The organism is Streptomyces sp. NPDC085596 (genome assembly GCF_044541565.1).
GTDB lineage: Bacteria > Actinomycetota > Actinomycetes > Streptomycetales > Streptomycetaceae > Streptomyces.
This window is the reverse complement of sequence record NZ_JBITTC010000004.1, coordinates 503,982-519,152: the sequence shown is the minus strand read 5'-3', so window position 1 is coordinate 519,152 and position 15,171 is coordinate 503,982. Positions and strand designations below refer to the sequence as shown.

Below are 15,171 nucleotides of genomic sequence, written 5' to 3'. Positions count from 1 at the left end.
GCGCCGGCCATCCCCCCGGAATCCGGCGGACCCGCGAAGTCAGCTCCGGGTGAACTTGTACGTCTTGCTGTCCGTGATCACGCAGAACCCCGGCGAGACGACGATCACCCGCAGGATGCCGCTGCGCCGGTCGTAGTCGATGCCCTCGGTCTCGAAGCTGCCCGAGCAGGAGCTGCGCAGCGGGAGCTGGCGCAGGGCCGTCACATGGCCGGACACGTTCGAGGTGCCGTTCGGCGTCGCCGACAGGTCGATCTGGAGGAGCGGCTTGGTCATGCCGAACAGCGTGCCCTCCGGGTCGTCGGAGGAGCAGAGCAGCGTGGTGGGCCCGGAGAAGTCGCAGCCCTGCACGTCGCGTACGGGGCGGTCCAGGGTGACGTTGGAGGCCAGCTTCAGGTCGGCCGAGGGCGAGGTGGCGGGGTTGACGCCGGGGGTGGGGAAGACCAGCAGGCGGTTCATGGTGCCCCACTCGCCGGAGAGCATCCACTGCCCGTCGGGCGAGATGGCGGACCAGGAGTTGTTCATGGCCTCGCCGGGGGCGAGCGTGTGCGTGTACTCCGACCAGGCGCCGCCGGGCGCCTGCACCCGGTACATCTTGGAGTTGCCCGAGTCCCGCTGGTAGGGCTCGATGTAGTAGCCGTTGTACGAGGCGTCGGGGTCGCCGACGTGGTTCCAGCCCCGGCTGGAGACGCCGACCGGGATGGTGCCGATGCCGGTGTAGCGGTTGGGGCTGTTCGCCGGGACCTCCACGGAGGTCAGGCCCTGGCTCTCGGTCAGCGGGTCGGCGCGGTCGGAACCGGTCTCGGTCCAGGTGTCCGCCGCCGAGGCGGGGGCCGCGGCGCCCAGGGACACGGCGGCGGCGGTGGCCAGGGTGACGAGTCCGGCGGATAACGCGTGGCGGCGCTTTCGGGCAGGGGCGGGCATGGGCCGACTCCTCGTGAGGGGGGTGGGGACACTCGGTCGGCGGACAGTCTGGCCCGCCCGCGTAGGCATGTACAGACCAATCAAGGAAGATGACGGTGAACTCTCCCGGCCCGTTGGACGACGTCCGTCACACGCGTCACGTGGCCACTGGGGCCGGGGAGTACGCCGGAGGCCGGAGTGAGAGATGGTGGACGCGGAGGGTTCTTGGGACCACGGCCTCGGCGAGCCGGGGGTGAGCGCGGTACAACAAGGGGAGTCGGCACGGGGGACGGCGTGCCGTGCGGACGGGCGAAGGCGGTGCGTGGCATGAGTGCAGCCGAGACTCAGGCGGCCGGGAACGGCGAGCCCGAGCGCGGCCCGGTGCGGCCCGGCGGGCTGCTCGACATGCTGGGCGTGGCCTCCGTGGTGCTGGACGCCCGGGGCCGCATCGTGCTGTGGAGCCCGCAGGCCGAGGAGCTGTTCGGGTACACCGCCGAGGAGGCGCTCGGCCGGTACGCGGCCCGGCTGATGGTGCACGAACGGCACATCGAACTGGTCGGTGAGCTCTTCGAGGACGTGATGCGCACCGGGCAGAGCTGGGCGGGCGGCTTCCCCATCCGCCGCAAGGACGGCACCACCCGACTGGTGGAGTTCCGCAACATGCGTCTGCTGGACGACCGGGGCGACGTGTACGCGCTGGGTCTGGCCGCCGACCAGTCGACGGTACGGCGGCTGGAGCACGACGTGGCGCTGTCCGAGCGGATGGTGCACCAGTCCCCCATCGGGCTCGCCGTCCTGGACACCGCGCTGCGGTTCGTCTCGGTCAACCCGGCGCTGGAACGGCTCAGCGGGGTCGCGGCCGAGCACCACGAGGGGCGCACGCCGCGCGAGGTGCTGCCACTGCTGGACGCCGACGTGATGGAGGAGGCGCTGCGGGAGGTGCTGACGACCGGAGACCCGGTGATCGACCGGACCGTGGTGGGCCGTACCCCGGCCGACCCGGAGGCCGAGCACACCTGGTCGCTCTCCCTGTACCGCCTGGACGACGCGCTGAGCAATGTGCTCGGGGCCGCCCTGTCGCTGGTCGACATCACCGAGCAGCACCGAGCGGCGGTGGAGGCGGAGAACGCGCGGCGCCGGCTCGCCCTGATCGCGGACGCCTCCGCCCGTATCGGGACGACGCTGGAGCTGGAGCGCACCGCGTGCGAGCTGGCCGAGGTCGCCGTACCGGCGCTGGCCGACGTGGCCGCCGTCGACCTGCTGGACGCCGTCGTGGAGGGCCGGCGCAGCACGCTCGGGCCGTCCGAGCCGGCCGTGATCCGGGCGCTCGCGGTGCGCCCGGACGACGGCGGCGACGCCGTGCGGGCGGCCGACCGGCCCGGCGGGATCGCCTGGTACGGCCCGGACCGCCTGGTCACCGAGTGCGTGCGTACGGCCGAGGCGGTGCACGTGCCTCGGGTCAAGGACGAGGACCTGCCGCGCATCGCCCGCTCGCCCGAGGCCGCCGTCATGCTGAGCCGGGCCGGGCTGCACTCGTACCTGGCCGTGCCGTTGATCGCGCGCGGCGAGGTGCTGGGCGCACTGGACCTCAAGCGCACTCGCAACCCGGCGCCCTTCGACGAGGACGACGTGCTGCTGGCGCGGGAGCTGGCGGCGCGCGCTGCCGTGCAGATCGACAACGCGCGCTGGTACCAGAACGCCCGCAGCACCGCGCTGACCCTCCAGCGCAGCCTGCTGCCGAGCCATCCGCCGGTGACGACGGGGCTGGAGGTGGCGTCCCGCTACCAGCCCGCGGGGTCCACCAGCGAGGTCGGCGGCGACTGGTTCGACGTCATTCCGCTGGACGGCGACAAGACGGCGCTGGTCGTCGGCGATGTGATGGGCAGCGGCATCAGCGCGGCCGCCACGATGGGCCTGCTGCGCACCGCCACCACCACCCTCGCCTCGCTCGACCTCGACCCGTCACTGCTGCTGGAACAGCTGGACAAGGCCACGGCAGCGACGGAACACTCCATCGCCACCTGTGTGTACGCCGTCCACGACCCGCGGCAGCGCCGGTGTCTGATCGCCAACGCCGGGCACCTGCCGCCGGTACGGGTCCGTCCGGGCCGGCCGCCGGAGCTGCTGGACCTGCCCACGGGTGTGCCGCTGGGGGTGGGTGGGGTGGAGTTCTCCACCGTGACCGTCGACTTCGAGCCCGGCGACGAGCTGGTGCTGTACACCGACGGTCTGGTGGAGACCCGCTGCCACTCACTGGACGAGCGCCTGGACCGGCTGCTGTCCCTGCTGGCCGACGCCCCGGACCGCCCGCTGGAGGAGGTCTGCGAGCACCTCCTGGACACGCTGTACCAGCCGGACAACCACGACGACGTGGCCGTACTCATCGCACGGGCCCGCGACTTGTCGTAGGCCGGGTCACCACACGCCGATCACCGCACGCCGATCAGCACATGTGCGTCCCACTCATGTGAGACCGCCACATGTGTGTCGAGACCAGCCCGGGCGAAGATCTCTCTGGCGGCAAACGCCTGGCGTGCGCTGGTCTCGGAGAGCAGGCAGCCGCCGGGGGCCAGCCACTCGGCCGCTCCGGCGGCCACCCGGCGCAGGACGTCGAGTCCGTCGGGGCCGCCGTCGAGCGCGGTCGCGGGTTCGTGGTCGCGGGCCTCGGCGGGGAGCAAAGGGACCTCCGCGGAGGGCACATAGGGGACGTTGGCGGTCAGGATGCCGACGCGGCCGCGCAGTTCGGCGGGGAGCGCCGCGTAGAGGTCGCCGGTGTGGGCGCGGCCCATGTGGGGGGCGAGGTTACGGCGGGCGCAGCGTACGGCGGCCGGGTCGATGTCGGCGGCATGCACCTCGGCGCCGTCGAGCGCGACGGCCAGGGCCGCGCCGAGTGCGCCGGAGCCGCAGCACAGGTCCACGACCACACGTGCGTGCGGGGCGCGGGCCAGGGCCTGGTCGACGAGGAACTCGGTGCGGCGGCGGGGTACGAACACGCCGGGCTCGACGGTGATGCGCAGGCCGTGGAACTCGGCCCAGCCGAGGACGTGTTCGAGCGGGAGCCCCAAGGCACGGCGCCCGGCCATCGCGGCGGCCTCGTCGGCGCTGCGGGCGGTGGCGAGGATCAGTCGGGCCTCGTCCTCGGCGAAGACACAGCCGGCGGCGCGCAGTGCGGCCACGAGGGGGGACGGGTCGGCGAGCGGAGAGGGTGATGCGGGCATGGCGGCCATAAGAGCCTGGAGCCTTTCGGGGACCTGGGGCCTCAAGGCGCTCTCGCGGTCACCGTCGCATTGGTCCGCGCCGTCACACGGCACGGGCACGAGGAGAGAGCACCCTGGCTGACACAGCGTTGATGGGTCTCACCTCCTCGGTCGCACCGGCCGCGCACTCCGCGCGACCAGGCGGCCACCATACCGTGCCAGGCTCTCCGGGCGGGAGCGGGTTCCTGGCTCGGCCGGTGGTCGTACCTCCGCGGTGGCTCAGACGGCCACGCTCTCCTCGGTCTCCTCCTCGGCCTCGCGCTCGGCCTCTCGTTCGGCCTCTCGTTCGGCCTCTCGTTCTGCCTCGGCGGCCGAGGTGTCCTGCGCGGCCGGCACCTCTTCCGGGGTCCGGCGGGCCGGACGCTCCCAGAGGGCGGCGATCCCGGTGACGGCGATGCCGACGACCAGCCAGGCCACGAGGGTCCACACATCGCGGGCGATGCCGTCGTCGCCGAAGTACAGCAGCGAGCGGATGCCCTCGACGAAGCCGGCGCCGTTCCAGAAGGCGTGCAGGGTGCCGAAGAAGCCGTTCTGGAGCTCGGGCCGGAACAAACCGCCCGAGCTGGTGAAGTTCAGCATCACGAACAGCACCATCATGGCGAGCGTGGTCCAGCGCTTGAGGAACGTGTGCAGGCCGACGCCGATGAGGAGGATGCCCGCCGAGTACAGCCACGCCATGGCCCACAGGGTGCCCAGGTCGTGGTGGGCGAGGTGGAAGACCGGCCCGGCGAGCAGGGCGCCGATACCGCCGACCACGGCGGCCACGCCGACCGCGATGAGCGCCCGGACCCGTACCGCGAGCGCCGCACCGGCCGCGCCGATGGCGGCGACGGAGGCGTAGGAGCCGATGCTGATGGCGATCAGCAGGAAGAACAGGCCCTGTCCGGTGGGGTCGTCGGAGACCGGCTTCGCGATGTCGGTGACCTTCAGCGGGGCGCCCTGGTGCGCGGCTACCGGCGTGAAGATCTTCTCCACGACGGTGGCGCCCGTGTCGGACGCGGCGGTCGCCACGATCAGCTCGGGCTCATGTGCGCTGGGCACATAGGCGCCGGTGACATGCCGGTCCTTCAGCAGTTCGACGGCGGCGGCCCGGGTGGAGACGGTACGGACGTCGAGCTTGTCCCCCGCGGTGTCCTTCACCGTCTGCGCGAACACCTTCGCCTCGGGTCCGGCGCCGACCACGGCCACAGGCATGTGGTGGGGCTCCGGGGTGACGAAGGCTCCCATATAGGCGAGCCCCATACCTATGCACATCAGCAGCGGGGTGATCAGGTGCGTGAGCACATGACGCAGTGCCGGTGATTTCATCGACTGGAACCTCCATTGGTTGCCTTATACAACTCACGTTCAAGTTGTACTATACAACCAGAATCGTTCGGACGGTTCGGAGGAGTTCCGTGAGGGGGCTCTCATGGCGAAGGTGTTCTCATGACCAAGGTGTTCTCATGACGGCGGCGGAAACGGCCGTCGAGACGATCCAGCGCGAGATGACGGCGTTCGCGCGCCGGGCCCGCGCCTCGGCGGGGCGGATGCACCCCGAATTGTCGCTGGTGTCGTACACGCTGCTCGGGCATCTGGAGGAGCGCGGCGGCTGCCGGGCGACCGACCTGGCCTCGCACTACGCGCTGGACAAGTCGACGGTGAGCCGTCAGGTCGGCGCGCTGGAGCGGGCCGGTCTGATCGAGCGGCGGCTCGCCCCGGACGACCACCGTGTACAGGTGCTGCATCTGACCGACGCGGGCCAGGAGATCCTGGCCCAGGTCACCCGGAGCCGCCGGGCCGCCTTCCGGGAACGGCTCGCCGACTGGCCGGAGGACGACCTGATCCGCTTCGCGGCCTACCTGGAGCGGTACAACGCGGGGGCCTCCGGCGGCTCCGAGTAGGCGGTCGGCTGCTGGCCGAGGGGTACGCGCACGCCGAAGAACCTGGTGTCCAGCCGGTGCCGGAAGCCGAGGGACTCGTAGAGGCGGATGGCGCCGGTGTTGCCCGCGCCGGTGTGCAGGAACGGGCGCTCGCCGCGCTCGCGGATGCCGTGCGCGACGGCGAGGATCAACCGGGTGGCCAGCCCCTCGCCCCGGAAGGCCGGGTCGGTGCAGACCGCGCTGATCTCGGTCCAGCCCGGCGGACGCAGCCGCTCCCCCGCCATGGCGATCAGGGCGCCGTCGCGCCGGATGCCGAGGTAGGCGCCCATCTCGATGGTGCGCGGCTGGAACGGGCCGGGCTGGGTGCGCGCGACGAGGTCCAGCATCTCCGGCACGTCGGCCGGGCCGAGCGGCACCGCCTCCGGGTCCGGCGCGGCCGCCACGCCGTCGTCCGCCAGCTGCACGCCGGGCACGTCGAAGGTGATCTCCCAGCCCTCCGGCACCCGGCCCCGGTAGCCGAGCAGCGGCACCTCGGTGCCGGGTCCGGCGAGCGCGGCTAGTTCGGCCCAGTCGCCGGCCTCGGGTTCGTCGGGCAGGGCCAGCCAGGGCGACACCTCGACCGGGTACCGGAGCACCCGGCCGTACCGCTCGGCGAAGTGGGCGTGCGGGCCGGTGAGGGAGGCGCGCGCGGCGTTGTCGAGCGGGTGCGGGACGGCCGTCCCGGCGGGGCCGGGGTCCGCGCCGGCCGGGGTGGCGGCCTCCCGGCCGTCGTACCGCGTGGAGACGTACGCCTCGGGCATGCTGATGTCCTCGCTTCCCTCATCCTTCACCGGCGCGGCGGCGCGTCGGCACTTCCCCCAATTACGGCGGCGGGGCGGCTATTCCCGACGGCGTCCGCAGTGTGGCCGATGTCGCCCGCCGGGGCACTGACCAGGGGCGGGGCAGCCGTGGCGGGAGCGTACGGTTGAGCCATGAACGTCACCCGAGGCTTCACGGGCCGTCGGCGCGTCTCCCGTCCCGGACTGCCTCCGGGGCAGTACGACGCGGGCGACGACTGGCCCGTCCTGTCCGCCGAGGTCACCCCCGACCTCGCCGCCGCCGACTGGTCCTTCCGCGTCGACGGACTGGTGGAGCGGCCGCACACCTGGAACTGGGACGAGGCGCACGCGCTGCCCGGCTCGGTGTACGAGGGTGACATCCACTGTGTGACCGGCTGGTCCAGGTTCGGTGTGCGCTTCGGCGGGGTCTCGCTGGACGCGTTCCTTGCTATGGCGCGGCCACATGTGTCCGCCACACATGTGCTGGCCTGCTCTCACACCGGGTACACGGCGAACCTGCCGCTCGCCGATCTCACCGGTGGCCGGGCCTGGATCGCCTGGGACCACGACGGCGTGCCGCTGGCCCCGGAGCACGGCGGTCCGGCGCGGCTGATCGTGCCGCATCTGTACTTCTGGAAGAGCGTGAAGTGGATCGCGGGCCTCACCCTCCTCGACCACGACGAGCCGGGCTTCTGGGAGGGCAACGGCTATCACGAGCGGGGCAACCCGTGGGAGGAACAGCGGTACCGAGGTGACTGAGCAGACGTACGAGACCCTGGGGGCGCCCGAGTCCGCGCCCGCCGCTCCCCCGGCCCGCTTCGCGGTGCCCGGCCGGATCGCGGTGAGCGAGCAGGTGGCGGCGGAGTGGCAGACGGCCACCCTGACCGAGGTCCGGCGGGAGACGCCGTACGCGTCGACGTTCCGGCTCGCGGTGCCGGAGTGGGCGGGGCATCTGCCCGGCCAGCATCTGATGCTGCGGCTGACCGCGGAGGACGGTTATGTGGCCCAGCGCCACTACTCCATCGCCTCCGCTCCGGACGGCTCCGGGCACATCGAGCTGACCTTGGACCGCGTCCCGGACGGTGAGGTCTCGGGCTGGTTCCACACGGTGGCCCGGCCCGGTGACCGGATCGAGGTGCGCGGCCCGCTGAGCGGCTTCTTCGCCTGGCCGGGTGACCGTCCGGCGCTGCTGCTCGGGGCCGGTTCCGGGATCGTCCCGCTGATGTCGATGGTCCGGCACCACCGTGCCCAGGGTCTGTCGGTGCCGGTGCGGATGCTGGTGTCGGCGCGCGGCCCGGAGGAGTTGATCTACGCCGGGGAGCTGGGCGCGGAGACGACGGCCGTGTTCACCCGCAGCGCCCCGGCGGGTGTGCCGGTGGGCCGTATGTCGGCCGCACATGTGGCGCCGCTCCTGGCCGAGCAGCCGTCCGGTGGGTGGGAAGCCTATGTGTGCGGCTCCAATGGCTTCGCCGAACATGCCTCCCGTCTCCTCGTCGCGGCCGGTCAGCCGGTGGACCGCATCCGCATCGAACGCTTCGGCTGAGCTGCTGAGCTGCTGAGCCGACGGCAGCTCGTGGCGCGCCGGGTGCGCGAGGTCGGGTCGTGCTGGGTACCTGACGGGTGTGGACATGCGTACTCGGTCGCACGGTCGCCGACGCCGGCACAATCCGCTGCGGCGGCGGTCGGACGTGGTGGAGGCGTGGGTGGTGGTGCTCGTCGCCGTTCTGCTGTGCGTGGTCGCGCCGCTGGCAGGGACGGCGGCCGGGCTGTACACCTACGACCGGGCGCGGACGCACGCCGAGGAGCAGCGGGCCGAGCGGCACTCGGTACGGGCCGAGGTGCTAGGCCGCCCGGCGGCCCGGCCGACGGTGCACGGCGACCGTGGGCACAGCTACCGTGCCGAGGTCCGCTGGACGGAGCCGGGGCAGAAGCCGCGTACCGCCGTCGCCCACGTTCCGGCCGGGACGCGCGCCGGTGACGCGGTCACCGTCTGGTTCGACGGCCGGGGGCACACGGTGGCGCCGCCGCCGAACGACATCGCCGTCTGGCAGCACACGGTCGCGGTCGGCCTGGGCGTGGCGGGCGGCACGGCCACGTTCGTGCTGCTGGCCCGCGCGGTGGAGCGGCGGGTCGCGCTGCGGCACCGGCTGGACGAGTGGGAGCGTGCCTGGGCACGCACCGGCCCGAGGTGGACGCGACGGCGCGCGTGAGGAAGCGCAATGCCGCAACCAGCCTACGAGTTCACCGGTGCGCGCCGCGCCGTCACCAGCCGGGCACGGGGGCTGCCGTCGGTACGCCGACCGAACTCGGGCAGCGGCTCAAGCTCCACGGTGAACCCGGCCAGCTCCAGTTCCCTGCGGACGTCACCGAGGCGGAACGCGCGGTAGTACATGACGAACGGTGGCCGCCACACGGCGTTGCGCACCCGCATCACCGCGTCGAAGCCGAGCAGCATCCAGTACGCGGGGCTCGACGGCCGGGGCGGCGCCAGCACCGGGAAGGCGAACCGCCCGCCCGGCCGCAGCGTCGAGTGGACCTGAGTGAAGAGGCCGGGCAGCTCCCGGGGCAGGAAGTGCCCGAACGCACCGAAGCTGACGACGAGGTCGAAGGCGGCGGTGAAGGGCAGCGCGCGGGCATCGGCTCGTACCAGGGCGACGCCCTCGCCCTGTCCGCGCCGGGCCACGTCGAGCATGCCCGCGCTGAAGTCGACCCCGGTGACGCTCCGGCGGCACAGACCGCCCAGCACCGGCAGCCCGGCACCGGTGCCGCAGCACAGGTCGAGCCCGTCCTCGAAGGGGCCGAGCGGTCCGAGCGCCTTCGCCACGGCGTCCAGCACCGAGGCGGGCGTCCGGAACGGCGTGTGGTCGAACTTGGGCGCGAGCAGGTCGTAGCCCCGCTCGACGGACGACAGCGCCTGCACGGCCAGTTCACGCGTGGTGGGACCCTCGGGGCTGAACATGGCTCCAGGGTAGGGCGCGGGGGCGCCGGGTCACGGCTGGGCGAGGAAGTCGGTGGCGGCCGGCATCCGATACGGCGAGAGCCCTTTCAGTCCTTCAGCCGGTCCAGCGTGTTCTGGGTGTCTGTCTTCAGCCAGTCCGAGATCTCGTCGATCTTCGGCGGGTCCTTGTCGGGGTCGTACGAGGAGAGGTAGGCGCTGTAGCTCATCGTGTAGGTGACCCAGCCGTCGCGGACGGCCAGGGTGGCGTAGCGGGAGCCGCTGGACGTGCCGCTGGTGGTGTCGCGGGTCACGAGGTACGCCTCGTCGCCGATGTTCTCGACCGGGCCCACGTCGTAACCGGTGTGGCTGTCCCCGTAGTTCTTCCAGGTGGCGGTGAACTCGGGCCCCGGGTCGGTCTTCTTGTGCAGGTCCAGCTGGATGGAGAGGTAGGCGTCGGCGTAGGAGGAGCCGGACTTCTTCAGGCTCGCGCTGCAGTAACTCTCGTCCAGCGCCGGGTCCTTGAGGGAGCTGTGGGTCGGCGAGGAGTCGCCGGCGGTGTACTCGTCCTTGAACGAGGTGTAGTCCGCGCGGGAGCAGAGGTCGGACGGGGCCGCGTAGCCACGCAGGTCCGCCGCTCCCGCCGCGGCGCCGATCAGGAAGACGCCGGCCGCCCAGGCGGCGGAGGCCACGACCGCTCCGACGACGGCCCACAGCACCGCCCGTCCGGCGGCACCGCTCCCACCGGCCCGGGCCGGCACCGGCAGCGGGCCGTACTGCGGGGGCTGGGCGTAGGGGTTGCCCGGCTGGGGGCCGCTCGGCATCGTGGGCGGCTGGAAGGGGCCCGGCGGAAGGGACTGCGGGACCGGCGGCGGAGACTGCGGACTCGGGTAGGGGTACGCGGTCGGCTGGGGCGGGACCGAGGGCGGCTGCGCGGGCGGTCCGGGCTGCGGCGGCCGGTCGGCGGGCTGCGCGGGCTGCTGCGGTGGCGTGGACATGTCGTGACGATAGGGCACAGTTGACGCTCAAGTACCCCGCTCGTCCGGGATCGTTACCGCATCCGGACACGGGTGGTAGGGGCGGGACACATGTGGCGCCACACCATGTCGTCCCGTCATACGTCAGAGCACATTGGGGTGTGTTCACAGCCCACCCACAGCGGCCACCTACAGAGCGCCGCCACATGGCCCCCGAGTGCGGCATCCGGGTTGCTCCGCTCAGCCGTCCGGCGCGGACAGCTCGCCGCACCACGCCGATCTTCCTACGTTGATCATATGAGCACCGGATTCTCACGTCGGGCGACCATTTCCGTCTGTTCCCTGTGCATGGCGGGAGCGCTGGCCCTCGCGCCCGCGGCCGCCGCCACCGGAGGCGGCGGGGAACCAGCACCGCCCGCACCACGGGCGGCCGTCCCGCAGCCGTCCCTGCTCTACGGTTCCGGCGTCCAGGTGCGCCCGCGCGCCGGTGCCCCCGAGACACCGCAGCTCTCGGCGCTGTCCTGGCTGGTGGCCGACGCCGACAGCGGTGATGTGCTCGCCGCCGACGGGGCGCACCGCAAGCTGCCGCCCGCGAGCACCCTGAAGACCCTGTTCGCGCTGACGGTCCTGCCGACGCTGCCCGCGACCCAGCAGCACAAGGTGAGTTACCAGGAGCTGGCGGACGTCGGCGAGGGCAGCAGCCTGGTCGGGGTGGAGGAGGGCCACACCTATCAGGTGGCGGACCTGTGGCGAGGCGTGTTCCTCAGCTCCGGCAACGACGCCGTGCATGTACTGGCGGCCCTGGACGGCGGTGTGGACACGACCGTCGCCCGGATGCAGACCAAGGCGCGCACGCTGGGCGCGATGGACACCCATGTCATCTCCCCCGACGGCTACGACTCCCCCGGCCAGGTGTCCTCGGCGTTCGACCTGGCGGTGTTCGGCCGGGCCGGGCTGCACAACCCCGACTTCGCCCGGTACTGCTCCACCGCGCAGGCCCAGTTCCCCGGAGAGGGCTGGCCGTTCGCCATCGAGAACACCAACCGGCTGCTGACCGGCGAGGACGGCGTCGCTCCGTATCCGGGGATCATCGGCATCAAGAACGGCTACACCAGCAACGCGGGCAACACCCTGGTGGCCGCTGCCCGCAGGGGAGGTCGCACCCTGGTGGTCACGGTGATGAACCCTCAGGAGGGCGGCGGGCTCGCCGTGTACGAGGAGGCGCGCCAGCTGCTGGACTGGGGCTTCGCCGCCGCCGGACGGGTGGACCCGGTGGGCTCGCTGGACGGACTGCGCACCACACCGGAGCCCACGCACTCCGCCATCCCCGTCGCCGCGGCCACCTCTCCGGCGCCGGACGACGACACCGACTGGACGCGGACCGCGACCATCGCCGGGATCGTCATCCTCGGCGCGGCCGGTGTGACCCTGGCCCTGCGCGGCAAGGGCGGCAAGGACACCGGCAGCGGCAGCGGCAGCGGCAGCGGCAGCGGCACCAGAGCCTGACCGGAACGACCCGGTCGGCCAGATCAGACGCAGGGCACCAGCGGAGCCGGCTCCAGCTCCCGCACCGTACGCACCGCTCCCACCGGCCTGCCGCCGCCCAGCAGGGGGGCGCCCGCGAAGGCGGTGAGGAGGGCAGGGTCGACCCCGGCGTGGGCGAGCGCCGCGGCGGCGACGGGGATACGGGCCCGGTCGGCGCCGTCCGCGATCTTCACGGCGATGGCGCGGCCGTCGGGCAGCGCGGCCACCTGGACGCCCTCGAAGCCGTCCTTGGCGAGCAGGCCGGGCACCGCCCGCATCAGCGCGGCCACGTCGCGGCGGACACCGGAGGCCATCTCGGCGTGCTCGCGCATCGCGTCCGCCACGCGCGCCTCGGGCGTGCCGGGGGCGGCGGTGGTGATGCGGGCGAGGGCGCGGGCGAGTCCGTGCAGGGAGACGGCGAACAGGGGCGCGCCGCAGCCGTCGACGGTGACATGGGCGACCCGCTGCCCGGTGAGGTCCTCGACGGTCTCGGCGATGGCCTGCTGGAGGGGGTGGGCGGGGTCGAGGTAGTCGTCCAGGGACCAGTCGTTGAGCCGGGCGGTCCAGAGCATGGCGGCGTGCTTGCCGGAGCAGTTCTGGGCGAGCCGGGAGGGGCCCCGGCCGTCCCGGACCCAGGTGTCGCGGACGACGGGGTCGAACGGCATGTCGGGGGTGTTGCGCAGGTCGGCCTCGGTGAGTCCGGCGAGTTCGAGGATGCGCCGGGTGCCCGCGAGATGGCGTTCCTCGCCGGAGTGGCTGGCGGCGGCCAGGGAGAGCAGGTCCGCGTCGAGGGGCAGCCCGGCCCGCAGCATGGCGACGGCCTGGACGGGCTTGAGCGCGGAGCGCGGGTAGAAGGCCGCCTCGGTGTCGCCGAGCCGGAGCCGCGTCCGGCCGTCGGTGTCGAGGACGACGACCGAGCCGTGGTGGACGCCTTCGACGACTCCGCCGCGCACCAGGTGGGCGACGGGGGTGTGGCGGGGTTCGCGGACGACGGGGGCGTCGAGGGGGGAGCTGTTGTGCATCACTGCCTGCGTCACGGGGTCGGGGGTGGCCTGGGCGCGGGTCACGCGCCGGCTCCGGCGGTCTGCGGTCCGCTCTGTACGGGCAGCGCCGGGGGTGTGGCGGCGCCCGCGGTGCGGACGATACGGGTGAGGGTCTTGGCGACCCGGTCGAGATGGTGGGTCATGGCCGCGACGGCGTCGTGTTCGGAGCCCGCGGCGAGCGCGTCGACGATGGCGCGGTGCTCGCGGTCGGACTGCTCGCGGCGGCCGCCCAGCTCGGTGAGGAAGGCCGACTGGCGGGCGAGGGCGTCGCGGATCTCCTCGATCACCTTGCGGAAGACCGGGTTCCGGGCGGCCTCCGCGACGGCGAGGTGGAAGAGGGTGTCCATGGCGACCCACGCGGTGGTGTCCGTCTCCCGCTCCATGCGGTCCAGGAGACGGGTCAGCCGGTCCAGGTCCTCGGGGGTGTGCCGCCGGGCGGCGTACCCCGCGACCGGGACCTCTATGTGGCGTCGGACCTCAAGCAGGTCGCTGGCCGCGTAGTCGCCGAAGGTGGGGTCCTCGACGGCGTCGGCGACGACGAACGTGCCCTTGCCGGTACGGGACACCGTGAGCCCCATGGTGTGCAGGGCGCGCAGCGCCTCGCGCACGACCGGCCGGGAGACCTCCAGGGTGCGGCACAGCTCGGCCTCGGAGGGCAGCTTGTCGCCGATCGCGTACTCGCCGCGCTCGATGGCGCCGCGGAGGTGGCCGAGGACCGCTTCCATGGCGCTGACGCGCCGGGGGGCCGGGCCACCTGTCTGGCTGTCTGACAGGTTCACGGAGCGATCGTGCGGTCTGAGGGCAGAACCTGTCAAGGCGTGACGAGCCGGGACGCGAACGGAACGCGAACGGGGTGCGGGCGCCCGTGTGTCCGGACGTCCGCACCCCGTGCGGTGGCGCGCTCGCTCAGTTGCTGAGCGTGCCGGTGGCGAGCAGGCCGATCAGGGCCACGCCGACGACGATCCGGTAGATCACGAAGGCGTTGAACGAGTGCTTGGCGACGAACTTCAGCAGCCACGCGATGGAGGCGTAGGCGACGACGAAGGAGACGGCGGTGCCGACCACCAGCGGGGCGGCGCTCACACCGGCGCCGAGGGCGTCCTTCAGCTCGTAGACACCGGCGCCGGTGAGGGCCGGGATGCCGAGGAAGAAGGAGAGGCGGGTGGCGGCGACGCGGTCGAGGTCGAGGATGAGCGCGGTGGACATGGTGGCGCCGGAGCGGGAGAAGCCGGGGAAGAGCAGCGCGAGGATCTGCGAGCAGCCGACCAGCATCGCGTCCTTGAAGGAGGTGTCGTCCTCGCCGCGCTTGTGGCGGCCCATCTGGTCCGCGGCCCACATGACGCCGGAGCCCACGATCAGGGAGCCCGCGACCACCCAGAGGGAGGCGAGCGGGCCGTCGATCAGCGGCTTGGCGGCCAGTCCGACGACGACGATCGGGACGGTGGCGGCGATCACCCACCAGGCGAACTTGTAGTCGTGCCGGTAGCGCTGCTCGGGGTTGAAAAGGCCCCGGAACCAGGCGGTCACGATCCGCTTGATGTCCTTGAAGAAGTACACGAGCACGGCCGCGATGGCACCGACCTGGATGACCGCGGAGAACCCGACGACGGACTTGTCGTCCACGGGGATGCTCATGAGCCCCTCGGCGATCTTCAGGTGGCCGGTGGAGGACACCGGGAGGAACTCGGTCACCCCCTCCACTACTCCGAGGACGACGGCCTGACCGACAGAGATGGCGCTCATGGATTCCAGTTCTGGGGAGAGGGGGGCGACGGCGGTGCGGACACGTCTTACCGCGCCCGTACGGCACCGGCGCGGACCGCTCCGGAGCGCCGCCCGCGCGTACGGCAGCGTA

The 15,171-nt window shown here is 72.7% G+C and carries 15 protein-coding genes; 6 read left to right on the top strand and 9 right to left on the bottom strand.

All coding sequences use genetic code 11. The features are described 5' to 3' along the window. Positions 1-39 precede the first annotated feature (39 nt). Positions 40-921, bottom strand: coding sequence for a hypothetical protein (locus tag ACIGA3_RS15460; protein ID WP_399715071.1), 882 nt, complete (start codon positions 919-921; stop codon positions 40-42). 306 nt (positions 922-1,227) lie between these two features. On the opposite strand from ACIGA3_RS15460, the gene ACIGA3_RS15455 reads away from it, so the two are divergent. After that, complete coding sequence (locus ACIGA3_RS15455; RefSeq protein WP_399715069.1) at positions 1,228-3,309, top strand: SpoIIE family protein phosphatase; 2,082 nt, start codon at positions 1,228-1,230, stop codon at positions 3,307-3,309. Between the two features lie 20 nt (positions 3,310-3,329). Here ACIGA3_RS15455 and ACIGA3_RS15450 read toward each other — a convergent pair whose 3' ends face one another. Both ACIGA3_RS15450 and ACIGA3_RS15445 read right to left on the bottom strand, forming a co-directional pair. Then, on the bottom strand, positions 3,330-4,118 hold the full coding sequence (locus tag ACIGA3_RS15450) for a putative protein N(5)-glutamine methyltransferase (RefSeq protein WP_399715067.1): 789 nt from the start codon (positions 4,116-4,118) through the stop codon (positions 3,330-3,332). A gap of 258 nt (positions 4,119-4,376) precedes the next feature. After that, complete coding sequence (locus ACIGA3_RS15445) at positions 4,377-5,465, bottom strand: hypothetical protein (RefSeq protein ID WP_399715064.1); 1,089 nt, start codon at positions 5,463-5,465, stop codon at positions 4,377-4,379. Between the two features lie 137 nt (positions 5,466-5,602). On the opposite strand from ACIGA3_RS15445, the gene ACIGA3_RS15440 reads away from it, so the two are divergent. Next, on the top strand, positions 5,603-6,040 hold the full coding sequence (locus ACIGA3_RS15440; protein ID WP_399715061.1) for a MarR family winged helix-turn-helix transcriptional regulator: 438 nt from the start codon (positions 5,603-5,605) through the stop codon (positions 6,038-6,040). On the opposite strand, the gene ACIGA3_RS15435 is transcribed toward ACIGA3_RS15440, so the two are convergent. Next, a complete protein-coding gene (locus ACIGA3_RS15435; RefSeq protein WP_399715059.1) occupies positions 5,995-6,819 on the bottom strand; it encodes a GNAT family N-acetyltransferase in 825 nt (274 codons plus the stop codon). The two genes, ACIGA3_RS15440 and ACIGA3_RS15435, sit on opposite strands and share 46 nt — an antisense overlap. A 171-nt stretch (positions 6,820-6,990) precedes the next feature. Between ACIGA3_RS15435 and ACIGA3_RS15430 the strand changes: the two genes are divergently transcribed. The 3 genes from ACIGA3_RS15430 (at position 6,991) to ACIGA3_RS15420 (ending at position 9,047) form a co-directional block, all read left to right on the top strand. Continuing rightward, positions 6,991-7,596, top strand: coding sequence for a sulfite oxidase-like oxidoreductase (locus tag ACIGA3_RS15430; RefSeq protein WP_399715057.1), 606 nt, complete (start codon positions 6,991-6,993; stop codon positions 7,594-7,596). A gap of 64 nt (positions 7,597-7,660) precedes the next feature. Further along, positions 7,661-8,380, top strand: a complete 720-nt coding sequence (locus ACIGA3_RS15425; protein WP_399715445.1) for a ferredoxin reductase — start codon at positions 7,661-7,663, stop codon at positions 8,378-8,380. Positions 8,381-8,465: 85 nt separating this feature from the next. Next, on the top strand, positions 8,466-9,047 hold the full coding sequence (locus ACIGA3_RS15420) for a hypothetical protein (protein ID WP_399715055.1): 582 nt from the start codon (positions 8,466-8,468) through the stop codon (positions 9,045-9,047). Between the two features lie 23 nt (positions 9,048-9,070). On the opposite strand, the gene ACIGA3_RS15415 is transcribed toward ACIGA3_RS15420, so the two are convergent. Both ACIGA3_RS15415 and ACIGA3_RS15410 read right to left on the bottom strand, forming a co-directional pair. Next, a complete protein-coding gene (locus ACIGA3_RS15415) occupies positions 9,071-9,796 on the bottom strand; it encodes a class I SAM-dependent DNA methyltransferase (protein WP_399715052.1) in 726 nt (241 codons plus the stop codon). Between the two features lie 86 nt (positions 9,797-9,882). Beyond that, positions 9,883-10,770, bottom strand: a complete 888-nt coding sequence (locus ACIGA3_RS15410; RefSeq protein ID WP_399715049.1) for a hypothetical protein — start codon at positions 10,768-10,770, stop codon at positions 9,883-9,885. A 276-nt stretch (positions 10,771-11,046) separates the two neighbouring features. On the opposite strand from ACIGA3_RS15410, the gene ACIGA3_RS15405 reads away from it, so the two are divergent. Continuing rightward, entirely contained in the window at positions 11,047-12,255 is a 1,209-nt protein-coding gene (locus tag ACIGA3_RS15405) for a D-alanyl-D-alanine carboxypeptidase family protein (protein ID WP_399715047.1), read from the top strand. Between the two features lie 23 nt (positions 12,256-12,278). Here the strand turns inward: ACIGA3_RS15405 and ACIGA3_RS15400 are convergent, their stop codons facing one another. The 3 genes from ACIGA3_RS15400 to ACIGA3_RS15390 form a co-directional block, all read right to left on the bottom strand. After that, complete coding sequence (locus tag ACIGA3_RS15400) at positions 12,279-13,295, bottom strand: asparaginase (protein ID WP_399715442.1); 1,017 nt, start codon at positions 13,293-13,295, stop codon at positions 12,279-12,281. A 41-nt stretch (positions 13,296-13,336) separates the two neighbouring features. Beyond that, a complete protein-coding gene (locus tag ACIGA3_RS15395; RefSeq protein WP_399715044.1) occupies positions 13,337-14,095 on the bottom strand; it encodes a FadR/GntR family transcriptional regulator in 759 nt (252 codons plus the stop codon). A 127-nt stretch (positions 14,096-14,222) separates the two neighbouring features. After that, a complete protein-coding gene (locus tag ACIGA3_RS15390; protein WP_399715042.1) occupies positions 14,223-15,059 on the bottom strand; it encodes an undecaprenyl-diphosphate phosphatase in 837 nt (278 codons plus the stop codon). Between the last annotated feature and the right edge of the window lie 112 nt (positions 15,060-15,171).